This window comes from Prochlorococcus marinus CUG1438, assembly GCA_017644325.1.
In the GTDB taxonomy this organism is placed as follows: Bacteria; Cyanobacteriota; Cyanobacteriia; order PCC-6307; family Cyanobiaceae; genus Prochlorococcus_A; species Prochlorococcus_A marinus_AA.
This window is the reverse complement of the sequence record JAEPLS010000002.1, coordinates 53,089-75,328: the sequence shown is the minus strand read 5'-3', so window position 1 is coordinate 75,328 and position 22,240 is coordinate 53,089. Positions and strand designations below refer to the sequence as shown.

Here is a 22,240-nt window from a genome sequence, read left to right as displayed (position 1 = left end):
GATATTTTTCAATTTAAGAAATCATGAATGAATTTATTATCAGAATTATCAATAAGTATATTCTTTAAAACAATATTTTCTTTAAAATCAGGATCATCACTAACAATCTTAATAGCCTCTTCACGAGCCTTATCAATAAGAAATTTATTGTTAGGTAAATTGTCCAGCACAAAATCAGGCAATCCGGATTGTCTATATCCTAAAATCTGGCCTGGTCCTCTAAGCTCCAAGTCTTTTTCAGCAATATAAAAGCCATCATTAGATTTTTGCAAAACACAAAGTCTTTTATTTTCTAAACCATTTTTATCGGGGGTTACGAGATAACAAAAAGATTTTGTTGATCCTCTACCAACTCTGCCTCTTAATTGATGTAGCTGGGACAATCCAAATCTGTCCGAATTATAAATAATCATAATTGTGGCGTTAGGCACATCAATGCCAACCTCAATTACTGTGGTTGAAACCAATATATTAATTTCATTCTTTAAAAAAGAATTAATTACTTCATTCTTTTCTTGTGAACTTAATTTGCCATGTAATAATCCAACTTTTTTGTTAAAAAAGACCTTTTCTGATAAATGTTTGAATATTTTCTTTGCTGAGCTTAAATTCATTTTTTCTGAATCTTCTATAAGTGGCAGAATCACATAAGCTTGCTTTCCCTTATTGATCTCATCTTCAACAATCTTGAACAGGTTAGTTAAATCATCTTCTGAAATTATTTTTGTTGTTATTGGAACTCTCCCAGGGGGGAGTTCTGTAATTTGACTCACATCTAAATCACCATAAATAGAAAGCGCAAGAGTTCTTGGAATTGGTGTTGCTGTCATTGATAACAAGTTAGTATTTTCTCCTTTATTTAGTAATCTATTTCTTTGAGTTACTCCAAATCTATGTTGTTCATCAATTACGACCATACCTAATGCATTAAAGATGACTTTATCCTCAAATAATGCATGTGTGCCTACGATGATATCAACTAATCCATTTTTCAAATTAGAGAAGATTTCTTTTCTCTTTTTTTGAGGAGTATTGCCAGTAAGTAGTTCAACAGAAACTAAAAGGGGATTCAAATATTTTAATAAATTTTTATAATGCTGTTCTGCCAATACCTCAGTTGGCACCATAAATGCACCTTGCAGGTTTTTTTCAATAACAAGTAAAAGAGACGCTATTGCAATTATGGTTTTACCGCTTCCCACATCTCCCTGAAGCAATCTAGACATTGGCACGGGATTAGATAAATCTTTCTTAATTTCATTTAAAACATTTTGTTGAGATTTCGTTAATTCAAAAGGAAAATTATTTAAAAATTCTTTTAATAAAGATTTCTTTTGAGGTAATTGTTGGGAAATTACATTCATATTCGTCTTTCTTTTTCTAAGTAGGAACTTTATTTGAAGTAGGAATAACTCATCAAAAACCAAACGTTTCTTTGACTCAATAAGTGCCTGTTGAGTTGGAGGAAAATGAATATTAATCAACGACTCTCCTTTTGATAATAAAGATAATGAATCAAGTTGCTTCTTATTTAAAATTTCTGGATATTGCTTTGCATAAATTAGTACCTTTTTCATAAGTTTTATAAAACTCATATTTGATAAAGCTTCACCTAATGAATACAAGGGTAATATTTTGCCTGAGAAATTAAAATTATCATTGTTATCCTTAAGAATTTCAATCTGCGGATCTACAAAAGTTTTGCCATAATCTGTCAATTTAACCTTACCGGAAATTGCTAATTTGGTTCCAAAAGTATACAAAGATTTTTGAGATGTGAAGAAGGAGTAAGATCTAAATCTTCTTCCTAAAAAAAATTTTGTAACCTTTATTGAAGACGTTTCATCAGAAACTACAATATTCATTATTGATAAATTACTATTTTTTTTACTCTTATGAATATAAAATCTTTTAACGTTAGCGATGCACGTATATAAATTTTCTGGTTTTAAATTTATTATCTTGACTCTATTCGTATAGTCTAGATATGTTCGTGGGAAATAATTAATTAGATCCTTTATATGAAATATCCCTAATTCATTAAGCTTATTTTTATAAACTTTTCCTACATTTTTTATTAATGAAATATCTGAATCAAAAGACAAACTTGAATCTGCTTTATTCAGAAAAACATTGCTGGAAATATTATAAGAACTTTCTATTTCTAGAGTTTTTCCTAATTTATAAAGATTTTTTCTTGTATCTATAATTAATCGTTTTCTTTGATTTACATCTAATTTATTATATCCATTATATTTTTTAGAAAATTCATAAAATATCATTAAATATTCGTCTGAGAGATTTAGATTATCTAGTTTTTTTAATGATTCATGCAAATAATCATTAAAATATTTTTCTCTTCCTAAGGTATTAATAAATTTGTTTTCAGTCTCAATAGTTAGAGACTTTTGAAGTAGTCTTATCCAGTTTTTTATTAAATTATTATTATTCCCGCTAATAGTCACATCTGAAAAAAGAGTTATTTTTTCATCGTATTTTATTCAAAGTTATTTCTTTTTGCCTCCAATATTTCTCTTTTTTAATCAAACGCTGAAATTGATATTTTAGCTCATTTATTTTTTTCCTTTGAATAGAAAGATTTAGATTATTAAACTCTAACTCAACAGTGGATATATTGAAGAAAATAATGCTTGGAAAATCATTGCCGATTAATGATGTCTGATTTAAGTTTAATTCGAAATTAATAACAAAAGGATATGGATGTTTTATCATAAAATTTTTGCCCACTAAGTAATCAAAGGAGTCCTTAGATATCATCTTTTTTATGAGATTTGCCTTGAATAATTCTTGGTTAATGTTGTAAGAAAGATTCAATAGTAAATTTTCCAATGAATTATCTATTAAATCAAAACTATTAAGAATCTGATTTTTTGCTAAATTATCCATTTGATTGATATTTTCTTTTTCTTGATGTCTTATTTTTTCCACCTTTTCTTCTCCTATTAATTCAATTAAGGAGGAAATAAATTGTTTCTTAACTCCTAAATTTTCAAAAAAATTGTTATTAGATGAATAATTATTATCGTGGTTATTATCTAAATCAAGTGATACGAATCTCTCATAATTATGAGATGGATAATATTCAGGGGTATTTGGTAAGTCTTCAGTAATCTCAAACTGAGTAGATTCTTTTAATTGAAAACCATCTTCATATTGAAATTTTTCTTTTTGATCATCCTTTATTTTTGTGTAACTTTCAAAAATAGTAAAATTAATTTCCTTATCTATATTTTTTTCAATTTCATTTATCTTTAATTGCTCTAATGTAAAAAAGGGCAAATTTGTAGATATTAATTTACTTATTTTTTTTTCAAAAAGAGTATAGAATTCATTTTCATTTAAGAAATTATCATTTATTGTTGGATAACTATATATTTGATTAAGGCCTTTTTCTGCAGAAATGAAAAGTTGATCTCTTACTAGATTAAGATAAAGTTCATATTCACTATAGATATTTCTAATTAATATTCTTTTTTGTATGTTTGCTCTGTCTAATTGAGAATTAATTTTATCTATATCTATGTAATTATTGAAATTATTCAAATCATTCAAGTGACTAGTTTGTTTGCATTGATGCGACCTCTTCAGCAAAGTCCATCTGATTTTTTTCGATACCTTCACCTAATGTATATCTTGTAAAACGTCTTACTTTGATATTTTCCCCAATTTTTGCAGCGGCTTGTTTAACAAGATCCTCAACTGTTAGAGAACTATCTTTAATGTAGGGTTGTGAAAGCAAAACAAGCTCATTAAGTCTTTTTGCTATTCTCCCTTCAACTATTTTTTCTTTAATTTGTTCTGGTTTGCCTGATAAATCATCCCTACCCATTTCAATCTGCTTTTCTTTTTCAACAACATCTTCTGGTATTTCATCAATTGATACATACTCAACATTTGGGCATGCTGCTACTTGCATTGAGACATCCTTCAACAGAGATTGAAATATATCACCTCTAGCAACGAAATCAGTTTCACAATTCAACTCTAGTAAAACTCCAACTCTTGATCCAGTATGTATATAACTACCAATTGACCCTTCGGCTGCTACTCTTCCTGATTTCTTTTCAGCACTAGCTATGCCTTTCTTTCTTAACCATTCCAAAGCTTTATCTAGATTTCCTTCAGTTTCGTTAAGTGCTTTTTTGCAGTCCATCATTCCTGCGCCAGTTTTGTCTCTAAGATCTTTTACAAGTTTTGCTGTAATGTTTCCCATTTGAAGTAATAAAAAATAGTGAATAGTAAGTTTTAAATTGGAATTTAATTTTTTCTTTCGGCATTAGAGCCCTTTCTACCCTCATTTATGGCATCTGCTAGTCTTCCTAAAATAAGTTGCACTGATCTAACGGCATCATCGTTACAAGGAATTGGGACTTCACACAAATCTGGATCGCAATTTGTATCCAACATTGATACTAATGAGATATCTAATTTTCTAGCTTCTAATACTGCATTAGATTCTCTTCTCTGATCAACCAATACAACTACATCTGGTAATCTTCTCATACCCTTAAGTCCACCTAAGTATTTTTGTAATCTTTCAAGTTCTCTCCTTAATACTGCGGCTTCTTTTTTAGGTCTCATTGCTATAGAACCACTACTTTCCATTCTTTCTAGATCCTTTAATCTTTCAATCCTAGCTTTCATTGTTGTCCAATTAGTCAACATCCCTCCTAGCCATCTTTGATTTACATATGCAGCTCCGCATCGTGTAGCTTCCTGAGCAACTACATCTGATGCTTGTTTCTTTGTGCCTACAAATAGGAAACGTTTACCGCTTTTTGCAGCGTTTCTCGTCCATTTATACGCGTTGTTCATACACAATGCTGTTTTAACAAGATCAATAATATGAACTCCATTTCTCGCGCAATATATATACTTAGACATCTTGGGATTCCAACGTCTAGTTTGATGCCCAAAATGAGCACCTGCTTCCATCATTTCTGATAGTGATACAACAGCCATAATTTAAAAAAGGGTTTCGGGTTAGCCTCCATCTGACGGGGAATTAATATTAATAATTCACCCGAAACTGTCAGATGTGTGAAATTTGTTTGAATTATTCTAGCAAGTTATGTGTATTTCTAAAAGTTTTTCATCTTGATTTGGTTAACTGTTTAATGTAAATCATATTTAGAGGGATCCTAAATATCTCAAGTGCAAGTCTATTTCTTCTTTTATTAACTAGGAATCTTAATAAAGGAAGGATTCTATCAACACTGATTAGTCCTCCCAAGCAAAGAATTTGCCAGAGTAAATTATGTAGAGGAGTTAATTGAATCATAAATCTAACCCTTAAATTTGGGTGTTTCTTATAAAAAACCAAAGCCATTTTTGCTCTCTCTTTTTCTTGAGTTATTAATGAATCTATTTGTTCGCAATTAAATGGTGGATGCCAATGAAAACCTACCGCATTTGGGCATTTAATTAATTTTGTCCCAATTTTTTTTAATCTTTCTCCAAGTTCTAAATCCTCCCAACCGTAAAGACTAAATGAAGTATCAAATAATCCCACACTTAAAATCAATTCTTTTGATATCGCTACATTACCAGTAGCAAAGTATGCAAAAGAAGTGTCCATTATTTTATGTTTTTCACTCTGAGGATTTAGAAAATTAGATGTATTGACTACCGATCCATAGGTAAAACATTTTTTATCATTTTTTCTCCAAGAGGCAAGTAATTTTTCTACGTGGCAATTTATAAAATTGTCTAAAACAATAAGATCACTATCAATGAATATAATAATTTCATATTTTGATTTAATTACTCCCAGATTTCTTCCAAGTGCAGGCCCTCCATGTTCTTGCTGAAAAAGAATAACGTGTGGGAGATTAGCTTTGTTTTTATTTATCCATGAGGTTGTTCCATCAGTTGATCCATCATCAACTACTATTACTTCATAATTTCCAATATTTGTATTTAATTTTTGATTCTCAAGCGCAAATAGACATTTCTCTAATATAGGTAACCTATTGTAAGTCGGTATAATAATACTTACATTCATGATTATGTCTTAATTATTCATAATATATTGAACTCTAAAAGAAAAAATAAGAGATATTCCCTAGTCAGCTGCACCGCCATTATTTGCTGTACCTGTAACGTTTCCACCATCAGGTCTTCCATCAGTTCTTAATTTCCTTTTTTTAAATTTTCTAGCATAGGCTCTATTACGTTCCTGCTTTTCTTTTTTTAGATTCCTTCTCTTAGACATAAAATTTTTAACTTTTAATTATATTAGCTCACTATGAGCACTAAATATTTTACCATCTTCCATATTTAATATCCTATCAGCCATATCAGAAATTCTTGGATCATGCGTCACCATAAGTACAGAACAATTTTGCTCTTTTGCTAGTTTCCTTAAAAGGGTTACTATTTCTCTTCCTGTGACGCTATCTAATGCAGAAGTGGGCTCATCAGCTAATAAAAGTTTTGGGTTAGCTGATAAAGCTCGAGCAATTGCTACTCTCTGTTTCTGCCCACCAGATAAGTCATTTGGCAACTTTTTATGATGTTCTTCTAATCCTACTGCTGACAACCAATTACGTGCTATTTCACGTCTTTGCAAATATGTTAAACCTTTTATTAAATCGGCGCCCATCTGAACATTTTGTTCTGCTGTTAAACATCTCAAAAGATTGTGACCTTGAAAAATCATTCCAATACTTCTTCTAAGAATCTGACGAGTTTTCCTTGATGCTCCATTTAACTGATTATTTAATACAGTTAAATCTCCACTTTGACAGGTTCTCAAGGCCCCAATTAATGTTAGAAGAGTTGTTTTACCACATCCAGAAGGTCCTTTCAAAAGAACCAACTCGCCTTTATCAATATTTAAATTAACGTCATTAAGAACTTGTTTTTTATTCTCATTTTTTCCATAAAAGTGACTCAAATTATTTATTGAGACTGTTTTAAGGTTATTGACATTTTTTTTTGATTTATTAGCTTTAATCATTTATCTTCAATTGTTAAAAAATTTCAGCAGGGTCAGCATCAACTAATTTACGCATCGCAACAGCGGCGGACCCCATACACATAACTAAAACTAAAACGAAAATTAAAATCGTTTTTTCTGCATCCATTATTATTGGAAGTTTAGTAGAACTTCTTATAACTGAGTAAAGTATTTGACCAGAGAAATAAGCAGGTAAATAACCAAACAATGCCAATAAAAAACCCTCTCTAGCTACAACAAAGAAAAGAGACTTAAGTCTATACCCCATTGCCAATAAGGTGGCGTACTCTGGGAGGTGATCTGTAACGTCACTATAAAGAATTTGATAAACAACCACACACCCTACAACGAAACCCATCAGTGCTCCCAAACTAAATATAAAACCTATTGCAGTACTATTTTTCCAATAATTCTTCTCAAATTCTATAAATTGATTTTTTGTAAGAACCCTTACATCATTTGGGAGTGAGTTATTTAATATCCTTGCAATTAATTCAGGATCAGATTCTTTTTTTAGCTTTACCAAACCGATTTCTATACTACCAGGAGGATTAGCAGGGAAAAGTCTTAAGAAGGTTTCTCGACTAGTTATCAAATTACCATCTGCACCAAAAGATGGTCCCAACTCCACAAGCCCCTCAACAATTACTCTTTTTCCAGCAACCTCAGTCTCAACTTTTTTTGCGGATAAGAACCATTCTTCAATCGGTCCAAATTCAGGTCTAGATAATTTGTCAAAAAGAACTCTTGATGGATTTCTCAATTTATAAGCTTTCTTTGAGAATCCCTCATCTAAAAGTAGTGAATCGGAGGGATTAAAACCTAATGCAAGTATTGATCTAGTTTTAAGATTTTCAGGATTTCTCCAAAGTAAATAATTTAGATTAACGGGAGCAGTTTTTTCAACATCCTCCAATGCGAGAGTTTGAATTAATCTTCTTTTTGGGAATCCACTCATACTTATAGAACTTTTTGATCTGGGACTTATCAAAACAAGATCGGCATCTAGCAGTTTATGAATAGTTACGCTCGTGTCAAATAAACCATCTCTAAAACCTAATTGCATAAACATCAAAATCCCTGCAAAACTGATTCCAGCTATGGCAACAGCCAGCCTTAATGGTTGCCTAGTTAATAACAACCAAGCTAATGGTATTTTTCTGAATTTTAAAAAAGAAAAACTCATTAAGGAATAAATTTTGCAATCACTTTCATTCCTGCATAGTTTTGAACGATATCTATAGAATCTTGATCTAGTTTTACTTGTACCTCAATAATTCTTGAATCAGCATCCCCTGTTGGATCAGTCGATAGAACTTTTCTTTGTTTTACCTGAGGACTTATTCTAATTACCTTACCTTTGAGAATTTTTTGAAAACCACCATTCTCACTGCTCAATTGGACATTCTGAGAAATAAAGACTCTATCAATATCAGATTCATAAACCTCTATTAGAGCTTCCATCTTTTGACTAGAACCAATATCTAATATCCCTTCATTTTTAGGTCTCTCCCCTACTCTAGTATTTATTCCAAGTATAAAACCATCAATTGGACTCCTAAGTTTTGAATTAAACAGATCTATCTTGATATTTTTTTGATCCCCTATGAGGTTTATTTTTTGTTTTTGCAACTTTAATAGTTCATCTTTTCTCTGCGAAAACTGTACAAATGAATATACATCTTTGCTCAAAGCTAGTTTATACCTTTTAATTTGCTCTTTCTTTAGGTCAATTTCTTCGTTAATTGTATTGATTAGTTCTTCATTCCTTTCAAGATCAGAAATCAACTTTTCTCTATTTTCAAAAATCGCCAAAACATCACCTTTTTTTACGAAATCTCCTTCATTTACTAAAATTTCAACTATTCGAGGAGACGAGCCGAACTGACTTATCGGGGCTGCTAATTGCCTAATCTCTCCAGATGGTGAAAGTGTCCCCAGTGCGGCAACGGCTGTAACAGTTGGAATGAAATCTGCAGTTTTTTCATCCTTTAATTTGGAATTAGATTTATTATTGCTAGAACAGGAAAGGAGTCCTAATGATAATGGTGCAAACATTAGTAGATAAATAATTAAATTTTTGAATATTTTTAATTTCATTAAAAATCGAAGAGTACTTTTTTGATATAGTTATTGACCCATTTTTCATCAAAATATTTTAAGAGAACCATGCTTGTCTTCTCATTCTTCATTTGTTGCACACAATAATTCTTTTGGTAATCTATTCTCTCTTTAACAATTTCTTCTTTAAATTCAGGGTTAGCTTTTTTACTTAATTTGATCAGAATAGAGAGATATTGATCTACAACTCTGCAAAAATCTTTTTTTTCAGATTTACTTTTTAAGGAAGCAAAAAATACATTTTTAGAAAAAATCCCACCCCATTTAGGAATCTCTCTCAATGAAGTAAAAGAGCTTTTATCAACTTCAGAAAGTAATTTTTCGTATTTCAAACCTTGGTTTTGTGATGACGGGGATAAATCAACAATGGCAGCAGAAACAATATCATTTATTTTTACCAAATCCATCCCAAAAATTGGAATATCAAACTTTGGATCAGGAAAAAAAACGCAGTGTAATATCTTAAGATTATTAGAAAATTCTGCTACTTCAATATGTAGCTTTCTAAAACCTTTTGCTTTATGAAATTCATTTTCGATATAAAGTTCTCTGCCTATTTCTTTAGATATTATGTTAGTTAGTTTTGGGTCAATTTTTATACTCTTAAGGTCCTCAAGCATGGATCTATGCTCTCTAATATTTTGTAATAAATCCAAAATAAGAGGGTCAGTTAATTTTGTTTTAGTTAAAGATTCAGACAACAAGGCTAAAAAGTACCAAAATAGAATTTAAAGAGAGAACCGAAATGAACGTAGGAGATGTTATTTACTACACCCATTCAAGCAAAACTAGATGTGTGTTTGTGGATAATAAAGAATTGCCGCTTATAAGCATTGATATTTGGTGCAAAGCAGGTTCTTCATTCGAGGATGTTGATAAAAACGGCACTGCTCATTTTCTAGAACATATGATTTTTAAAGGATCTAACAAAATAATGCCAGGTGAGTTTGACCATAAAATTGAATCACTAGGCGGATTAAGTAACGCTTCAACTGGTTATGATGATGTACATTACCATGTATTAGTTCCACCCAATAACTTTAGAGAATCACTTGCTCTTTTGACAAATATTGTCGTTGCTCCAGTTTTTAATCCAGATGAATTTATAAAAGAAAAAGGGGTAGTTATTGATGAAATAAAACAACAAAATGATCAGCCTGAAGAAAGATTATTTAATTATTTTTTAAAAAGGGTTTGGTTAAGTCCGAATTATGCCAATTCGATTCTAGGAACTGAACATAGTATTAAAAGCTTAGAGATAAATGAGCTTGTGAAATTTCACAGCAAACATTACACTACTGAAAAAATTTGTATTGCTATTGCCGGGAATCTCTCTGAAGAAATTTATAAAATTTTTGAAAAAAGTGATCTATCTGGCATAAAAGAAAGTCCAAATTTAATAGATCTAAAAAATATACCTTCTTTAAAAATTAGGAATGGTAGAGAGTCAGTTAAGTTTGATAATTTAGAGTTCTCAAGAATATTTATGGCTTGGTTTATCCCAAACCTAAATGATCAAAAAAATATTATTGGGCTTGAGATATTAGCAACAATACTTTCTGTTGGAAGAAACAGCAGATTAGTTAAAATTTTAAAAGAAGATAGTAATCTTGTTGAATCAGTATATGTAGATGTAAATGCTGGAGAATTAGGAGGATTATTTATAATGGAAGCAAGTTGTGAGTCCAAAGATATTGACTTAGTAGAAAAGAAAATTAATAAAACAATAAATGAGATCTCAAATTGTAAAAACTTGGCTTTGGATGAAATAAAAAAAGCAATAAATATTGTGAAAAGTAATTATATCTTTAATTTAGAGACATCTACACAACTCTCTTCGTTCTTTGGAAATGAACTTCTTTGGGGGAGAAAATCTTCAATAAATAATTTAGAGAGTCATTTAGAATATTGGAATGACTTGGATAACTTCAAAGAGATAACAAAATATATCCGTGGAGAGAGATTTACTTTAGTTGCATCCCCCTAGTAAATGTTAAAAAAATATTTTTTAAATAATAAAAAAAGAAATTTTTCAACTGCTTCAATTTGGATTAAAGGGGGGAGTGACATGGATAGTATTGGCAAAAAAGGGATAAACAAAATCCTTTGTTCACTACTTACCAGAGGATGTGAAGGTTTTAACAATTTCACTCTCTCTGAGTATATTGAGTCTTATGGCGCAGAATTAAATCAAGAAATATTTGAAGATGGTATTTCAATAAGTATTAAATCCCTAAATGAACATTTCAGCAAATTATTCCCTTTATTAGATTTAATAATTAATAAGCCAATCCTCTCGGAAACAGAATTTAAAAAAGTAAAAAAATCTTCAATTAATCAAATTAAAAAAGATAAAGAGAATCCATTCAATATCTGCTTTGAAAAATGGAGAAAAATTGTTTACTCAAATCATCCTTATGCTTTCAACACAATTGGCAATGCTAAAGATGTCTCAAAGATTACCTATAAAGATGTTTTGCTTGAGTTTAAAAATTTAAAAAATAGAGAAAAGTATTTAATTTCAAATAATCCCGAAATAAATGGAGAAAATTTTGGAACATTAGAAAAAAAATTTTTAAAAGAACAATCAGATCATTTAAATCATAATTTAAATACTACGAATAGATATGATTACATTAATAATGACTCAAATCAAACAATAATAATGATGGGGGACCAAACTTGTTCGCGCAGAAGTAATGAATATTTTCCTCTTAAGGTTTTGGAGTCATATTTATCATATGGAATGAGCGCTGCTTTATTTAAACTTTTTAGAGAAAAACATGGTATCACCTATGATTTAGGTGTTTACTATCCTATTAGGAGTGGGAATGCCCCATTTTTAATTTATTTATCCGTATCTAATGAGCAAGCACTTTTTGCTTTTGAACTTTTATCAACACTATGGAAAAATTTACTTTTTAACCCGTTGACTGATGCTGAAATATTTTTAGCAAAAGAAAAACTAAAAGGTTCTTTTTTATTAGGAAATCAATCACTTGATGAAATTTTACAGAGAAAGATACAGTTAGTAAGTTACGGTATTTCACCAATTTCTGAGAACGATTTAAATTTAAAAATAGAGGAAATATCTTCTTTAGAAATTTTTCACATAACAAATAAGTACTTTAAAAAACCTTTTTTGAGTATTTCTGGCAATAAAAAAATATGTTTAGATATTTCTTCAAAGTGGGAAAAAAACTTCTAAATTAGATTTTCTCAATTTTATCAGTATCTATTAAAAAAGAACCTCTTCGGAACTTTACTTCAACGGTATCTGGAGATTTTATTGAAAGGATTTCTCCAACTTCATCAATTGCAACTAGATCAGGAGGTCTTAACATCGGCATATTATCTGAAGTCTTTAAGTATGAAACGGGTGCGATCAATTTTACTTTATCTCTTATCTCAAATTTCATTAATAATATTGAATACATTCATGAGTAATATAAGCATAAAATTGGAGAGGATATCAACGAAATGTACTGAATCAGTCTACAATCAACTAATTAACTTTCTCCAAATTAATGAATCAAAAATTTAAAACATTAATTTTATGGGCTTTACCTATACTTTTAGTAATTGCGCTTTCCTATCAATTTTTATCTTCTAGCAATGTTGATTCACTTAAATCAAATGGAACTACAGTAGCACCAAAAAATTCTGCTGTAGCAAGAGTTAGCTATGGAAGATTTTTAGATTACATAAATTCAGGAAGAGTTACATCGGTAGATATTTTTGATGGTGGCAGAAATGCTGTTATAGAGACAATAGATTCTGATTTAGACAACAAAGTACAAAGATTGAGAGTCGATCTTCCTGGCTTAACACCTGAACTTATAAACAATTTAAAAAACGAGGGAATTAGTTTTGACATACATCCAGTTAAAACAGCTCCTCCTGCATTAGGAATTTTGGGGAACCTACTTTTTCCAGCAATTTTAATTGGAGGTTTGATTTTATTAGCTAGACGATCCAATGGCATGCCAGGTGGTCCTGGGCAAGCCATGCAATTTGGTAAAACCAAAGCTAGATTTGCTATGGAAGCTGAAACTGGTGTTGTTTTTGACGATGTAGCAGGTGTTAATGAAGCTAAACAAGATTTACAAGAAGTTGTCACCTTCCTGAAAAAACCAGAAAAATTTACTTCTGTAGGAGCAAGAATTCCAAAAGGTGTTTTATTGGTAGGGCCTCCTGGAACAGGAAAAACCCTTTTAGCAAAAGCAATCGCAGGAGAAGCAGGGGTGCCATTTTTTTCTTTATCAGGTTCTGAATTTGTTGAAATGTTTGTTGGAGTGGGAGCAAGTAGAGTAAGAGACCTTTTTAAAAGAGCTAAAGAAAATAGCCCTTGTTTAATTTTTATTGATGAGATTGACGCTGTCGGAAGGCAAAGAGGCGCTGGTATAGGAGGGGGTAATGATGAAAGAGAACAAACTCTTAATCAATTACTTACTGAAATGGATGGATTTGAGGGAAATAGTGGCATTATTATAATTGCGGCCACAAACAGACCTGACGTTTTAGATTCAGCTCTAATGAGACCTGGTAGGTTTGACAGACAAGTAACAGTTGATGCACCAGACATTAAAGGAAGACTATCCATACTAGAAGTACACTCTAGAAATAAGAAACTTGACGAAGATTTAACACTTGAAAGTATTGCAAGAAGAACTCCAGGATTCACTGGAGCAGATCTAGCAAATTTACTAAATGAGGCGGCCATTCTAACTGCTAGGAGAAGAAAAGATTCAATAAGCATTTCGGAAATTGATGATTCCGTAGATAGAATTGTTGCTGGTATGGAAGGTTCTCCTCTAACTGATGGTAGAAGTAAAAGATTAATTGCCTACCATGAAGTTGGTCATGCCCTTATTGGTTCACTTGTAAAAGCTCATGATCCTGTTCAAAAAGTAACAGTTATTCCAAGAGGCCAAGCTAAAGGTTTGACTTGGTTTACTCCAGATGATGAACAAACCCTGGTCAGCAGAGCTCAATTAAAAGCAAGAATAATGGGTGCATTAGGAGGAAGAGCAGCTGAGGATGTTGTTTTTGGAGAAGGAGAAATCACAACAGGTGCAGGTGGCGATTTTCAACAAGTTGCCTCTATGGCTCGCCAAATGGTAACAAGATTTGGGATGAGTAATTTGGGTCCTATAGCTTTAGAAAGTGGGAATCAAGAAGTCTTTGTAGGTAGAGATTTGATGACTAGAAGCGAAGTTTCTGATTCTATTTCTAAACAAATTGATGAAAGTGTAAGAGTTATGGTTAAAGAATGCTACAAAGAAACTTATTCTATCGTCAGCAAAAACAGAGAAGCTATGGATAAGATAGTAGATGTACTAATAGAAAAAGAAACGTTAGATGGTGAGGAATTTCTAAGTATTCTTTCAGAATTTACTTCCATTCCAGAAAAAGAAAGAACTCCACAATTATTAAGTTAGACATTTTTAGGCTTTTTATCTAACACCATATCAATTAGACCGTACTCAACTGCTTCTTTTGGGGACATATAAAAGTCTCTATCAGTATCTTCTTTAATAGTTTCGAAATCCTTACCAGTTCTCTCTGATAATTCTGTATTAAGCCGTTCTTTTAAAAACAAAATTTCATCTGCTTGAATTCTTATATCACTTGCTTGTCCTCTAGCGCCTCCTAGCGGTTGATGAATCATTATTCTTGAATGCCTGAGACTGCTTCTTTTCCCTTTTTTACCTGCTGCCAACAAAAAAGCACCCATGCTTGCTGCTAAGCCTACGCAAACTGTATGAATATCAGGCTTAACATGTTGCATAGTATCAAAGATACCTAAACCATCGTAAACAGATCCACCTGGTGAATTTATGTACATATAGATATCTTTATCTGGGTCTTCCGCTTCAAGAAATAGTAATTGGGCAACTATTCTATTAGCAGTATCACTAGTAACTGGTTCTCCCAAAAAGATTATTCTCTCTCTTAATAACCTTGAGTAAATATCAAAGACTCTTTCACTACCACCAGATTCTTCTAAAACTAAAGGGATCATAATAATATTTATTTGTTTACTAGATATTAACGATATTGATTCAACATACGCTAACCTTATTAAGGTTTACATATAAAAAATTGAAAGAAAAATTGACTGTTTCGGATAGCAAAAAGTTATTTCATGAACAATTTCCTTACGTTATTCCAGGTTTATACAAAAGAATAGTTGATGAAATGCTTGTCGAACTTAATCTTCTAAATCATCAAAATGAATTTACACAAGATTATTTGTTTTGCATTGGTCTAACCGAAACATTCAAAGAATTAATGAAAGGATACAAACCTGAACAACATTTAGATCTTCTATTTGACTCGTTATGCAGTTCAACAAATTTTGAAGCAAAAGAAATCAATAAAATTTCCCAGAAATCTCAAGAAGAATTTAAGAACAAAACATCAAAAGATATTTTAAAGTTGCTAGAAGAAAAAAGCCCTTCTAAGCTCTATGCTTCTAGGTTACTGAACTTAGGGATTTATATACTGATATCAAGCGCCCAAGATTTTAAAGAAAAAAAAGAAAATGAAATTAATAAGTTAATTACTAATATCTTTGAAAAATTGAAAATATCTACTAATAAAGCAGAAAAGGATATTGGAATTTACAAAAGTAGCATAACAAAAATTATACAAGCAAAAGAATTGATTAAAGAACTAAAGACAAAGGCGGATAAAAAAGCACAAAAAATATAGTAATTACTTTTTTAATCTTTTTTTATCTTTCCAAGAGACATAGGAAATATAAATTACAGCTAATGTTATTAATATGAGTAAAAAGAATGATGAAAAGATAAGAAATTTACTTAAGTAGAATTCAAAATTCAAAGAGGAACTCATATATCAATAGAACCGTCTCCATTTCTACCCCAAACAACCATTGCTATTGAAAAAGTAAAAATAGCAGCTAATGCTGCCCACCCTATCTGAAAGATCATTAAACTATGAATCATTTTTATAAATATAACAGAACTTCAAAATTTTTTATCATTTATTATCTAAAATTAACCTCAGAAACAAAAATTTCTAAATATAATATCAAAAAAAAGAATTGGGTAGATTAGTCTTAAACCATAGTACGAATATTGAGGGACTAATACCGCTTCTTGAAAAGTTAGCCCTTAATATAAATATTAAAACCATTACTCCTGCTGTCATATCAAGATCAAGAGGAAGATCATCAAGCTTAACTTTAAGATTATCAGTAAAAACTATTAGCGGATATAAAGCTATTGCAAGGAAGGGGAGAACTGCCCAAGAAGTTTTTATTTCAACAGACTTAAGTAAAGATGAATTAAAAGAGATAATAGATATTTATAATAGAAAATAGTAAGTTTTCTAAAAGTTAATCAACTATCCATTGAATCAATGAAATCAGCTTTAAGTTTGTGTTTATTTTTATTTTCTTTGATCATATATGGAGACAAATCTTACTCTTTAACTGATTACCAAATAAAAAAAATTTGTAAAAGCGAGAAAAGACAATTAAGTTGTATAAAAAATTTTAAAAAGAAAAGGTATAATTTAAGAAAAGGTAAATTAATTGAGATACCTGTTATACCTTATTAGAAAAACTTTAAATTTCAAATTCGGATTCGAAATTTTTAAAGGCATTTTTATAATTTGTCAAAAGTTCCTCTGAATTATCAGTAAATCCTAATTGTTCGTAATCTTCACGCAACTGATCAAACAAGAATACAATTCCATTGAATGCACTTATGTATTCTTTTTGTATGCCCTCATCATCTATGTCATAAATTTTAGCCAAAACCAGTTCAACATTTTTTTTGGATGAATATATTTTTTTTTCGAATTCCTTATTTAATTTTCTTCTTTTTTTTGCCATCTACAAACTTTATATAAATACCAATTTACAATACTCAAATTCATAGATAAATTAAATTAAAACTTATAAAATAAAAATATAGTTTCCAAATCAAAATAAACCTTTATATTCAAATAAGATATTTGATTATATGAATAAGAAAGAAACAAGTAATCCCAAACAGGTTAGAAACCAAAATGATAAATTCAAAAAGATGAATACGACCCAAGGCCAAAAGAAAAAAAGAGATAAAGATCTTCCATGGTGGGTAGAGTTATTATTCGTTCAAATAGGATTGCCTGATAAATTTCTCATAAAAATATTAAAAGCCAAAAAGAAATCTAAAGAATTAATTAAAAACGAAAAAAAATCATTATTGATTTTTTTGTTTTTAATTACTTCACTCGCATATTTTTATCCAGTTATTCGATATGCAAAAAACAAATTAGATTGTGAAAAGATAGCTAAAAATTACATTATTAAAAAGAAGAACCTAATGCAAATTAATAAAAGGGAATTGAAAATGATATCAACAAATTTTTGTAATGGTGGAGATGAAATCTATGAGATTAAAAATTAAAAATTTAATTTTTACGTACTTATTCCTTCCAAAATATTATAATTAAGTTTTAAGTTAAATAAATTTAAATTTTAGTCCTATGAAAGATATTGAACAAAAGAAAGAAAACGTAAAATTGCAGTTAAAATATTTAAGACAAGATTTAAAAAAAATGCATCTGGCAGTGACTGAAGAATTATTGATACCACAACCTGATGAAGTTAAAACATTGATGAATAAAATGGATCAATTATTAAAATTGATAGAGTCAAAATGAATATAATTGATTTACATCAAACATTAGAGAGGTAAATAGAAATGAAAAGAATTAAAAATTTATCCTATTTATTTTTTGCTTTAGTTTTCTTAACTTCTTGTAAAACATCAATAAATAATGAGAACCCGAAAAAGAATTCTGAAGAAGATATTAACAACAACAATGCAAAAAAGGAAATAATGGAAATAAAATTTTCTTGCGGTGAAAATGGCATTTCAAAATACTTAGATGATGGATGGATTATTTTAAAGGAATATTCTGAAGAAAAAATTTGTACCTGGAAATCTGTTCCTGCAACAAAAGATTGTGATATAGAAAAAGATAAAGGATGTAAAATTACAACACCAGATAAAATTGGAGAAGAGAAAACCTATTTAATAGAAAAATAACTTTTTATTATGCCATCAAAAACAGAAAATTTAGTAGATTTAATTTACTATAAATTAAAAAAATATGAGGTCAAAAAGATTTATCTAGAGAAAGAAAATCTAAAGAAATTTATTTATTCACTTTTAAAAGGAAATTGAATAAAACGGGAATATCATAAAGACTGATAGTATAGAAAGATATACGTTTATGATTATGTATAATTTTTCTTCTTTAACCATTCTTCTAATAATTATTTTTATAGTAAGCCTTTACTTTCTTTTAAAGGTTACTTCGAATGAGAAAAATTAAAAAAAATTACTTTAATATCTCTAGATAATAGGATCCTCCCTTAGTAATAGAACTTCATGATTGCTTAAACCATCCCTAATCCATTCCTTATATTCCTCTAAGACACTTTTTCTATCTGCACCATCTAATAGATTAATTCTCCTTTTTGCATTATCTAAAGTTATATTTATGCAATGTTCGTAACTTTTAGGATTTTCCTGCATAAGATTTTTAGAATTTTTAAAAAACAACAATTACACAATTTGTGTTAAAAATTACAATAACAACTTTTAAATTGATAAGAGTATCAAGCAATACGGAACAATATTCTGTATATTTGTGATAATTATTTTTTTAAGTTCACTATGCCATACGAAGCCGGAAGTAAAGAATGTAGACATTTAATTGAAGCTAAGGAGAGTCTACTATCAGCAATGGAATCATTGAGCAATATAAATTCTACTGATCTATTGCAAATACAAATTAAAGAAATTTATAACAAACTAGAACAGATGCATGATAATCGTAAAGAAATAGAATCAGCTACTAATTATTCATAACTAATATAATTTAGAACCTTCCATTTTTACTTTTTATTTTCTTTAATCCTTTATCTGATAATAATTCCAATAAAGCATCAAGTTGTGCATGTACTTCTTTAGCTTCATTTAGATCTGGCATCAAATCGTCTTTGATAAGCATTTGATACATCTCTCTAAGCTCTAACCTTATATATCTAAGGTGAGAACTTACTTCCTCTCTCTTTGTAGCACTCATTTTTGCTTTTGATTAATAGCATTATACAATATTGAGTTTTTATGATCCCATAATAATTTTTTTTAATTAAATTCTGTTTAAAAATTTTCAAATAAATTTCATAAAAGACTAATGTAGTAAAATATATTTTATGAAAAGCAAAAAAACCAAAAAAACAAAAAAAATTAAATCAAAATCAATTAAAAATAATCAAGAAATAGGTCAAACTAAAAATTCCGCAAAATTTGTACTTTTTATATTTGGAATAGGTCCCATAATTGGCATTACAATATTTTTATACAGTAAGGGGTTTTTTAATACAGCTGGTATGTAAACTATTAAAATTGGAAATTAAAATTAAAAAATTATTGAAATTTTTTTAATGAAAAAATTCTGAATTCCGCCATTTTTCTTGCATTTTCTGGATTAGAGAGTAAAAAGGGATGATCAGATAGACTATCAAAAACTTTCTCTATCTTTAAATGGGGATCATGACAATCAATTTTTTCCCATTCCTCATCAAATGACATTGCGAAGCTATCAGCGTTATCGTATAGTTTATCTTTCATGTATTTTAGACATCAGAATTAAAATTAAAAGGTTTTAAAATTTTGACCTAATCTTACAAAGTAATTTTGATAAGGTACATAAAACCATCCTAAACACTAATTAGGAAATAACTTTCAATTAAAGTTATTTAAAAAAATTATACTTTTATTTAGAACTCAAGTTCTCATTTATTACTTAAAATCCCAAAAACTACCCTAATTGACAGAAGTGTTACAATAATGACATATAAAGAATTTTATGGAAAATAAAGTAAAAAGAATAGGATATCTTCCTAGAAAAAGGGTCCTTGAGATTATTGATGAAATTTCCAAAAGCGAATCAATAAGTAGATCTAAAGTTGTTGGGATATTAGTTGAAGAAGCATTAGATGCCAGAGGTATTGCAAATTTTGGATATAGCAATATTAGTAAATCAAAATTATACAAATCAGATATTTTTAAAGAATCGCAAAATGAGAATATGCATTTAAAAGATACAGAAGATGAATTTGTTGATGATAGTGGCTATACCGTTTCTTCTCACAAAGCACCTGATCGCTCAATATCATCTGCAGATATTGAATTAGCAAATAAAATAAATATTCTTAAAGAATCTGGATTGATATAAAAATCCAACAAGTATTAATTTTATTTTTATGCATAACAATCAATCTTTGTTTATTCTAAGTCAAGAATAATATTCTTAATAAAATATTGAATATTAAGTCCTTTTAATTTTGTAATCAAAAATGAAAGATATCAAATGCCCTTCATGTGGCAAAACTTTCCGAATTGACCCAAGTAGCTTTGAAGAAATACTTCGTCAAATAAAAGATGAAGAATTTAATAAACAAATAAAAGAAAGACTTCTATTAGCCGAAGAAGATAATAAAAAAGCTTTAGAAATAATAAAAAAAGAATTAAAAATACAATCAATAGAGCAAAACCGAATTAAAGATAATGAGATAAAAGAACTTGAATCTAAATTAAATATTGCTGAAGAAAAGAAAACAAATGCCTTAAGTGATTTGAAAAATCAAGCAACAAATAAAATTAATTCATTGAAGAATGAATTAAATCAACTAAAAGATGAGATTAAAAACCAGGCTTTAATATCAGAATTATCCCTAAAAAATAAAGTCAATGAAGCAGTTAGTAATTTAGAGAAAGAAAACGTATCACTAACAAATTCAATTGAAAAGATCAAACTTGAACAATCTATAAATGAAAAATTAATTGAAGAAAAATTTAAAAGTAAAATTAGTGAAAGAGATCTAACTATTCAAGAGCTAAGAGAAATGAAATCTAAATTGTCCACAAAGATGGTAGGTGAGACCTTAGAAATTCATTGCGAAACTCAATTCAACCTTAATCGCGCCAGTGCATTCAAGAACTCATATTTTGAAAAAGATAATGATGTCAAATCAGGAAGTAAAGGTGACTACATATTTAGAGAATACGATGATAATGAAATTGAAATAGTATCTATAATGTTTGAGATGAAGAACGAAAGTATAAATGGAAATAATAAAAGAAAAAATGAAGATTTTCTAAAAGAATTAGATAAAGATAGAAGACAAAAATCATGTGAGTATGCGGTACTAGTATCGCTTTTAGAACCAGATAGCGAACTATATAATTCAGGCATAGTAGACGTTTCTCATAGATTTCCAAAAATGTATGTCATAAGACCTCAATTCTTTTTGCAAATTATTTCTCTACTTAGAAATGCATCCATGGAAACTTTAAAATATAAATCACAAATTGATTTAATGAAACGCGAGAATTACGACATTACCAATTTTGAAAGTACTCTCGAGCAATTTAAAAATGCAGTTGGTAAAAATGTATCACTAGCCCAAGATAGATTTAATGATGCAATAAAAGAAATTGATAAATCAATATCACATTTACAAAAGACTAAGGAGGCTTTAATACTATCAAAAAAACACCTTCTATCTGCTGATAGCAAATCTCAAGATTTAACGGTAAAGAAATTAACTAGAGACAATCCAACCATGAAAAAAAAGTTTAATGATTTAGATAACTTTAGAGATGAGGTGGCTTAATCTATCCAAAAATATGAAATTAATAATAGTTAAAAATATTACCAATTACTAATCTATAAATATATTATTAATATTAAATTCCAAAGTAAACAAAATAATGTCCACAAACACTCCAATTTATACTGTTGCTAAAGATCTTAATTTAGGAAGTGATAGAATATTGTTAGCCTGTAAGAAACTTGGAATTAATGCAAAAGGGGCTACGAAAAGATTAAATAGTCAAGAAGTAGAAAAAATTAAAAGCTATTTCGAAACTGGTAAAAATGTATCCGATGAGATAATTAATTTGAATAAAAATAATATCAAGGAAAAAAGCAATTCTAGAAAATTTGAGCGGAAGGATAAAATTATCTATTTTGCAAACAGACTTATTCGCAAATCTTAAAAAAAAATTATTTTTCTAAGTCTCAAAAAAAACGAACCAC

At 29.4% G+C, this 22,240-nt stretch carries 30 protein-coding genes; 13 read left to right on the top strand and 17 right to left on the bottom strand.

The genetic code is table 11. From position 1 onward, the window contains the following. Positions 1-8: 8 nt before the first annotated feature. The 10 genes from recG to JJ847_06280 all read right to left on the bottom strand — a co-directional run bounded on the left by recG (position 9) and on the right by JJ847_06280 (position 9,807). Positions 9-2,465: an ATP-dependent DNA helicase RecG gene (gene recG, locus JJ847_06325; GenBank protein MBO6960498.1), complete on the bottom strand. Its 2,457-nt coding sequence runs from the start codon at positions 2,463-2,465 to the stop codon at positions 9-11. A gap of 22 nt (positions 2,466-2,487) precedes the next feature. Then, entirely contained in the window at positions 2,488-3,642 is a 1,155-nt protein-coding gene (locus JJ847_06320; GenBank protein MBO6960497.1) for an adenylate cyclase, read from the bottom strand. Further along, a complete protein-coding gene (tsf, locus tag JJ847_06315) occupies positions 3,578-4,234 on the bottom strand; it encodes a translation elongation factor Ts (GenBank protein ID MBO6960496.1) in 657 nt (218 codons plus the stop codon). The genes JJ847_06320 and tsf overlap by 65 nt, the downstream gene beginning before the upstream one ends. Positions 4,235-4,278: 44 nt before the next feature. Next, on the bottom strand, positions 4,279-4,983 hold the full coding sequence (rpsB, locus tag JJ847_06310) for a 30S ribosomal protein S2 (GenBank protein ID MBO6960495.1): 705 nt from the start codon (positions 4,981-4,983) through the stop codon (positions 4,279-4,281). Positions 4,984-5,113: 130 nt separating this feature from the next. Beyond that, the gene (locus JJ847_06305; GenBank protein MBO6960494.1) at positions 5,114-6,025 is read right to left on the bottom strand and encodes a glycosyltransferase family 2 protein; all 912 of its coding nucleotides are present in this window, start codon (positions 6,023-6,025) and stop codon (positions 5,114-5,116) included. 60 nt (positions 6,026-6,085) lie between these two features. Further along, positions 6,086-6,235, bottom strand: coding sequence for a hypothetical protein (locus tag JJ847_06300; GenBank protein MBO6960493.1), 150 nt, complete (start codon positions 6,233-6,235; stop codon positions 6,086-6,088). An 18-nt stretch (positions 6,236-6,253) separates the two neighbouring features. After that, on the bottom strand, positions 6,254-6,982 hold the full coding sequence (locus tag JJ847_06295) for a DevA family ABC transporter ATP-binding protein (GenBank protein MBO6960492.1): 729 nt from the start codon (positions 6,980-6,982) through the stop codon (positions 6,254-6,256). A gap of 13 nt (positions 6,983-6,995) precedes the next feature. Beyond that, entirely contained in the window at positions 6,996-8,168 is a 1,173-nt protein-coding gene (locus JJ847_06290) for an FtsX-like permease family protein (GenBank protein ID MBO6960491.1), read from the bottom strand. Then, positions 8,168-9,082 carry an HlyD family efflux transporter periplasmic adaptor subunit gene (locus JJ847_06285; GenBank protein MBO6960490.1) on the bottom strand — a complete coding sequence of 305 codons (915 nt, stop codon included), beginning with the start codon at positions 9,080-9,082 and terminating at the stop codon, positions 8,168-8,170. Before JJ847_06285 ends, JJ847_06290 begins: the two co-directional genes overlap by 1 nt. Beyond that, complete coding sequence (locus JJ847_06280; protein MBO6960489.1) at positions 9,082-9,807, bottom strand: phycocyanobilin:ferredoxin oxidoreductase; 726 nt, start codon at positions 9,805-9,807, stop codon at positions 9,082-9,084. Before JJ847_06280 ends, JJ847_06285 begins: the two co-directional genes overlap by 1 nt. A gap of 41 nt (positions 9,808-9,848) precedes the next feature. Here JJ847_06280 and JJ847_06275 point away from each other — a divergent pair, with 41 nt between their 5' ends. Further along, complete coding sequence (locus JJ847_06275) at positions 9,849-11,090, top strand: insulinase family protein (protein ID MBO6960488.1); 1,242 nt, start codon at positions 9,849-9,851, stop codon at positions 11,088-11,090. A gap of 3 nt (positions 11,091-11,093) precedes the next feature. Further along, the gene (locus JJ847_06270; GenBank protein ID MBO6960487.1) at positions 11,094-12,311 is read left to right on the top strand and encodes an insulinase family protein; all 1,218 of its coding nucleotides are present in this window, start codon (positions 11,094-11,096) and stop codon (positions 12,309-12,311) included. A 1-nt stretch (position 12,312) separates the two neighbouring features. Here the strand turns inward: JJ847_06270 and JJ847_06265 are convergent, their stop codons facing one another. Continuing rightward, positions 12,313-12,522 (bottom strand): DUF3148 domain-containing protein, encoded by a 210-nt coding sequence (locus JJ847_06265; GenBank protein ID MBO6960486.1) that lies wholly within the window; start codon positions 12,520-12,522, stop codon positions 12,313-12,315. Between the two features lie 108 nt (positions 12,523-12,630). Here JJ847_06265 and ftsH point away from each other — a divergent pair, with 108 nt between their 5' ends. Then, on the top strand, positions 12,631-14,544 hold the full coding sequence (gene ftsH / locus JJ847_06260) for an ATP-dependent zinc metalloprotease FtsH (protein ID MBO6960485.1): 1,914 nt from the start codon (positions 12,631-12,633) through the stop codon (positions 14,542-14,544). On the opposite strand, the gene clpP is transcribed toward ftsH, so the two are convergent. Then, positions 14,541-15,128: an ATP-dependent Clp endopeptidase proteolytic subunit ClpP gene (gene clpP / locus JJ847_06255; GenBank protein MBO6960484.1), complete on the bottom strand. Its 588-nt coding sequence runs from the start codon at positions 15,126-15,128 to the stop codon at positions 14,541-14,543. The genes ftsH and clpP overlap by 4 nt on opposite strands. 35 nt (positions 15,129-15,163) lie before the next feature. On the opposite strand from clpP, the gene JJ847_06250 reads away from it, so the two are divergent. Then, positions 15,164-15,820: a photosystem II biogenesis protein Psp29 gene (locus JJ847_06250; GenBank protein MBO6960483.1), complete on the top strand. Its 657-nt coding sequence runs from the start codon at positions 15,164-15,166 to the stop codon at positions 15,818-15,820. 140 nt (positions 15,821-15,960) lie between these two features. Here the strand turns inward: JJ847_06250 and petN are convergent, their stop codons facing one another. Then, positions 15,961-16,062, bottom strand: coding sequence for a cytochrome b6-f complex subunit PetN (gene petN, locus JJ847_06245; protein ID MBO6960482.1), 102 nt, complete (start codon positions 16,060-16,062; stop codon positions 15,961-15,963). Between the two features lie 113 nt (positions 16,063-16,175). Here petN and JJ847_06240 point away from each other — a divergent pair, with 113 nt between their 5' ends. Next, a complete protein-coding gene (locus JJ847_06240) occupies positions 16,176-16,454 on the top strand; it encodes a hypothetical protein (protein MBO6960481.1) in 279 nt (92 codons plus the stop codon). A 246-nt stretch (positions 16,455-16,700) separates the two neighbouring features. Here the strand turns inward: JJ847_06240 and JJ847_06235 are convergent, their stop codons facing one another. Next, a complete protein-coding gene (locus JJ847_06235; GenBank protein ID MBO6960480.1) occupies positions 16,701-16,970 on the bottom strand; it encodes a hypothetical protein in 270 nt (89 codons plus the stop codon). Between the two features lie 130 nt (positions 16,971-17,100). On the opposite strand from JJ847_06235, the gene JJ847_06230 reads away from it, so the two are divergent. From JJ847_06230 to JJ847_06220, 3 genes are all read left to right on the top strand, one after another. Then, positions 17,101-17,529 (top strand): hypothetical protein, encoded by a 429-nt coding sequence (locus JJ847_06230; protein ID MBO6960479.1) that lies wholly within the window; start codon positions 17,101-17,103, stop codon positions 17,527-17,529. 79 nt (positions 17,530-17,608) lie between these two features. Then, entirely contained in the window at positions 17,609-17,785 is a 177-nt protein-coding gene (locus JJ847_06225) for a hypothetical protein (GenBank protein MBO6960478.1), read from the top strand. A 41-nt stretch (positions 17,786-17,826) separates the two neighbouring features. After that, entirely contained in the window at positions 17,827-18,174 is a 348-nt protein-coding gene (locus JJ847_06220) for an alpha-2-macroglobulin (protein MBO6960477.1), read from the top strand. A 309-nt stretch (positions 18,175-18,483) separates the two neighbouring features. Here the strand turns inward: JJ847_06220 and JJ847_06215 are convergent, their stop codons facing one another. Beyond that, positions 18,484-18,666 (bottom strand): hypothetical protein, encoded by a 183-nt coding sequence (locus tag JJ847_06215; protein ID MBO6960476.1) that lies wholly within the window; start codon positions 18,664-18,666, stop codon positions 18,484-18,486. A gap of 141 nt (positions 18,667-18,807) precedes the next feature. Here JJ847_06215 and JJ847_06210 point away from each other — a divergent pair, with 141 nt between their 5' ends. Further along, positions 18,808-19,002, top strand: a complete 195-nt coding sequence (locus JJ847_06210) for a hypothetical protein (GenBank protein MBO6960475.1) — start codon at positions 18,808-18,810, stop codon at positions 19,000-19,002. 10 nt (positions 19,003-19,012) lie between these two features. Here the strand turns inward: JJ847_06210 and JJ847_06205 are convergent, their stop codons facing one another. After that, complete coding sequence (locus JJ847_06205) at positions 19,013-19,219, bottom strand: hypothetical protein (protein ID MBO6960474.1); 207 nt, start codon at positions 19,217-19,219, stop codon at positions 19,013-19,015. 130 nt (positions 19,220-19,349) lie between these two features. Between JJ847_06205 and JJ847_06200 the strand changes: the two genes are divergently transcribed. Next, positions 19,350-19,532 carry a hypothetical protein gene (locus tag JJ847_06200; GenBank protein MBO6960473.1) on the top strand — a complete coding sequence of 61 codons (183 nt, stop codon included), beginning with the start codon at positions 19,350-19,352 and terminating at the stop codon, positions 19,530-19,532. A 31-nt stretch (positions 19,533-19,563) separates the two neighbouring features. On the opposite strand, the gene JJ847_06195 is transcribed toward JJ847_06200, so the two are convergent. Continuing rightward, positions 19,564-19,767 carry a hypothetical protein gene (locus JJ847_06195; protein MBO6960472.1) on the bottom strand — a complete coding sequence of 68 codons (204 nt, stop codon included), beginning with the start codon at positions 19,765-19,767 and terminating at the stop codon, positions 19,564-19,566. A 238-nt stretch (positions 19,768-20,005) separates the two neighbouring features. Between JJ847_06195 and JJ847_06190 the strand changes: the two genes are divergently transcribed. The 3 genes from JJ847_06190 (at position 20,006) to JJ847_06180 (ending at position 22,200) form a co-directional block, all read left to right on the top strand. Beyond that, positions 20,006-20,374 (top strand): CopG family transcriptional regulator, encoded by a 369-nt coding sequence (locus JJ847_06190; protein ID MBO6960471.1) that lies wholly within the window; start codon positions 20,006-20,008, stop codon positions 20,372-20,374. 121 nt (positions 20,375-20,495) lie between these two features. Next, positions 20,496-21,815, top strand: a complete 1,320-nt coding sequence (locus tag JJ847_06185; GenBank protein MBO6960470.1) for a DUF2130 domain-containing protein — start codon at positions 20,496-20,498, stop codon at positions 21,813-21,815. Between the two features lie 97 nt (positions 21,816-21,912). After that, positions 21,913-22,200 carry a hypothetical protein gene (locus tag JJ847_06180; protein ID MBO6960469.1) on the top strand — a complete coding sequence of 96 codons (288 nt, stop codon included), beginning with the start codon at positions 21,913-21,915 and terminating at the stop codon, positions 22,198-22,200. Positions 22,201-22,240 lie beyond the last annotated feature (40 nt).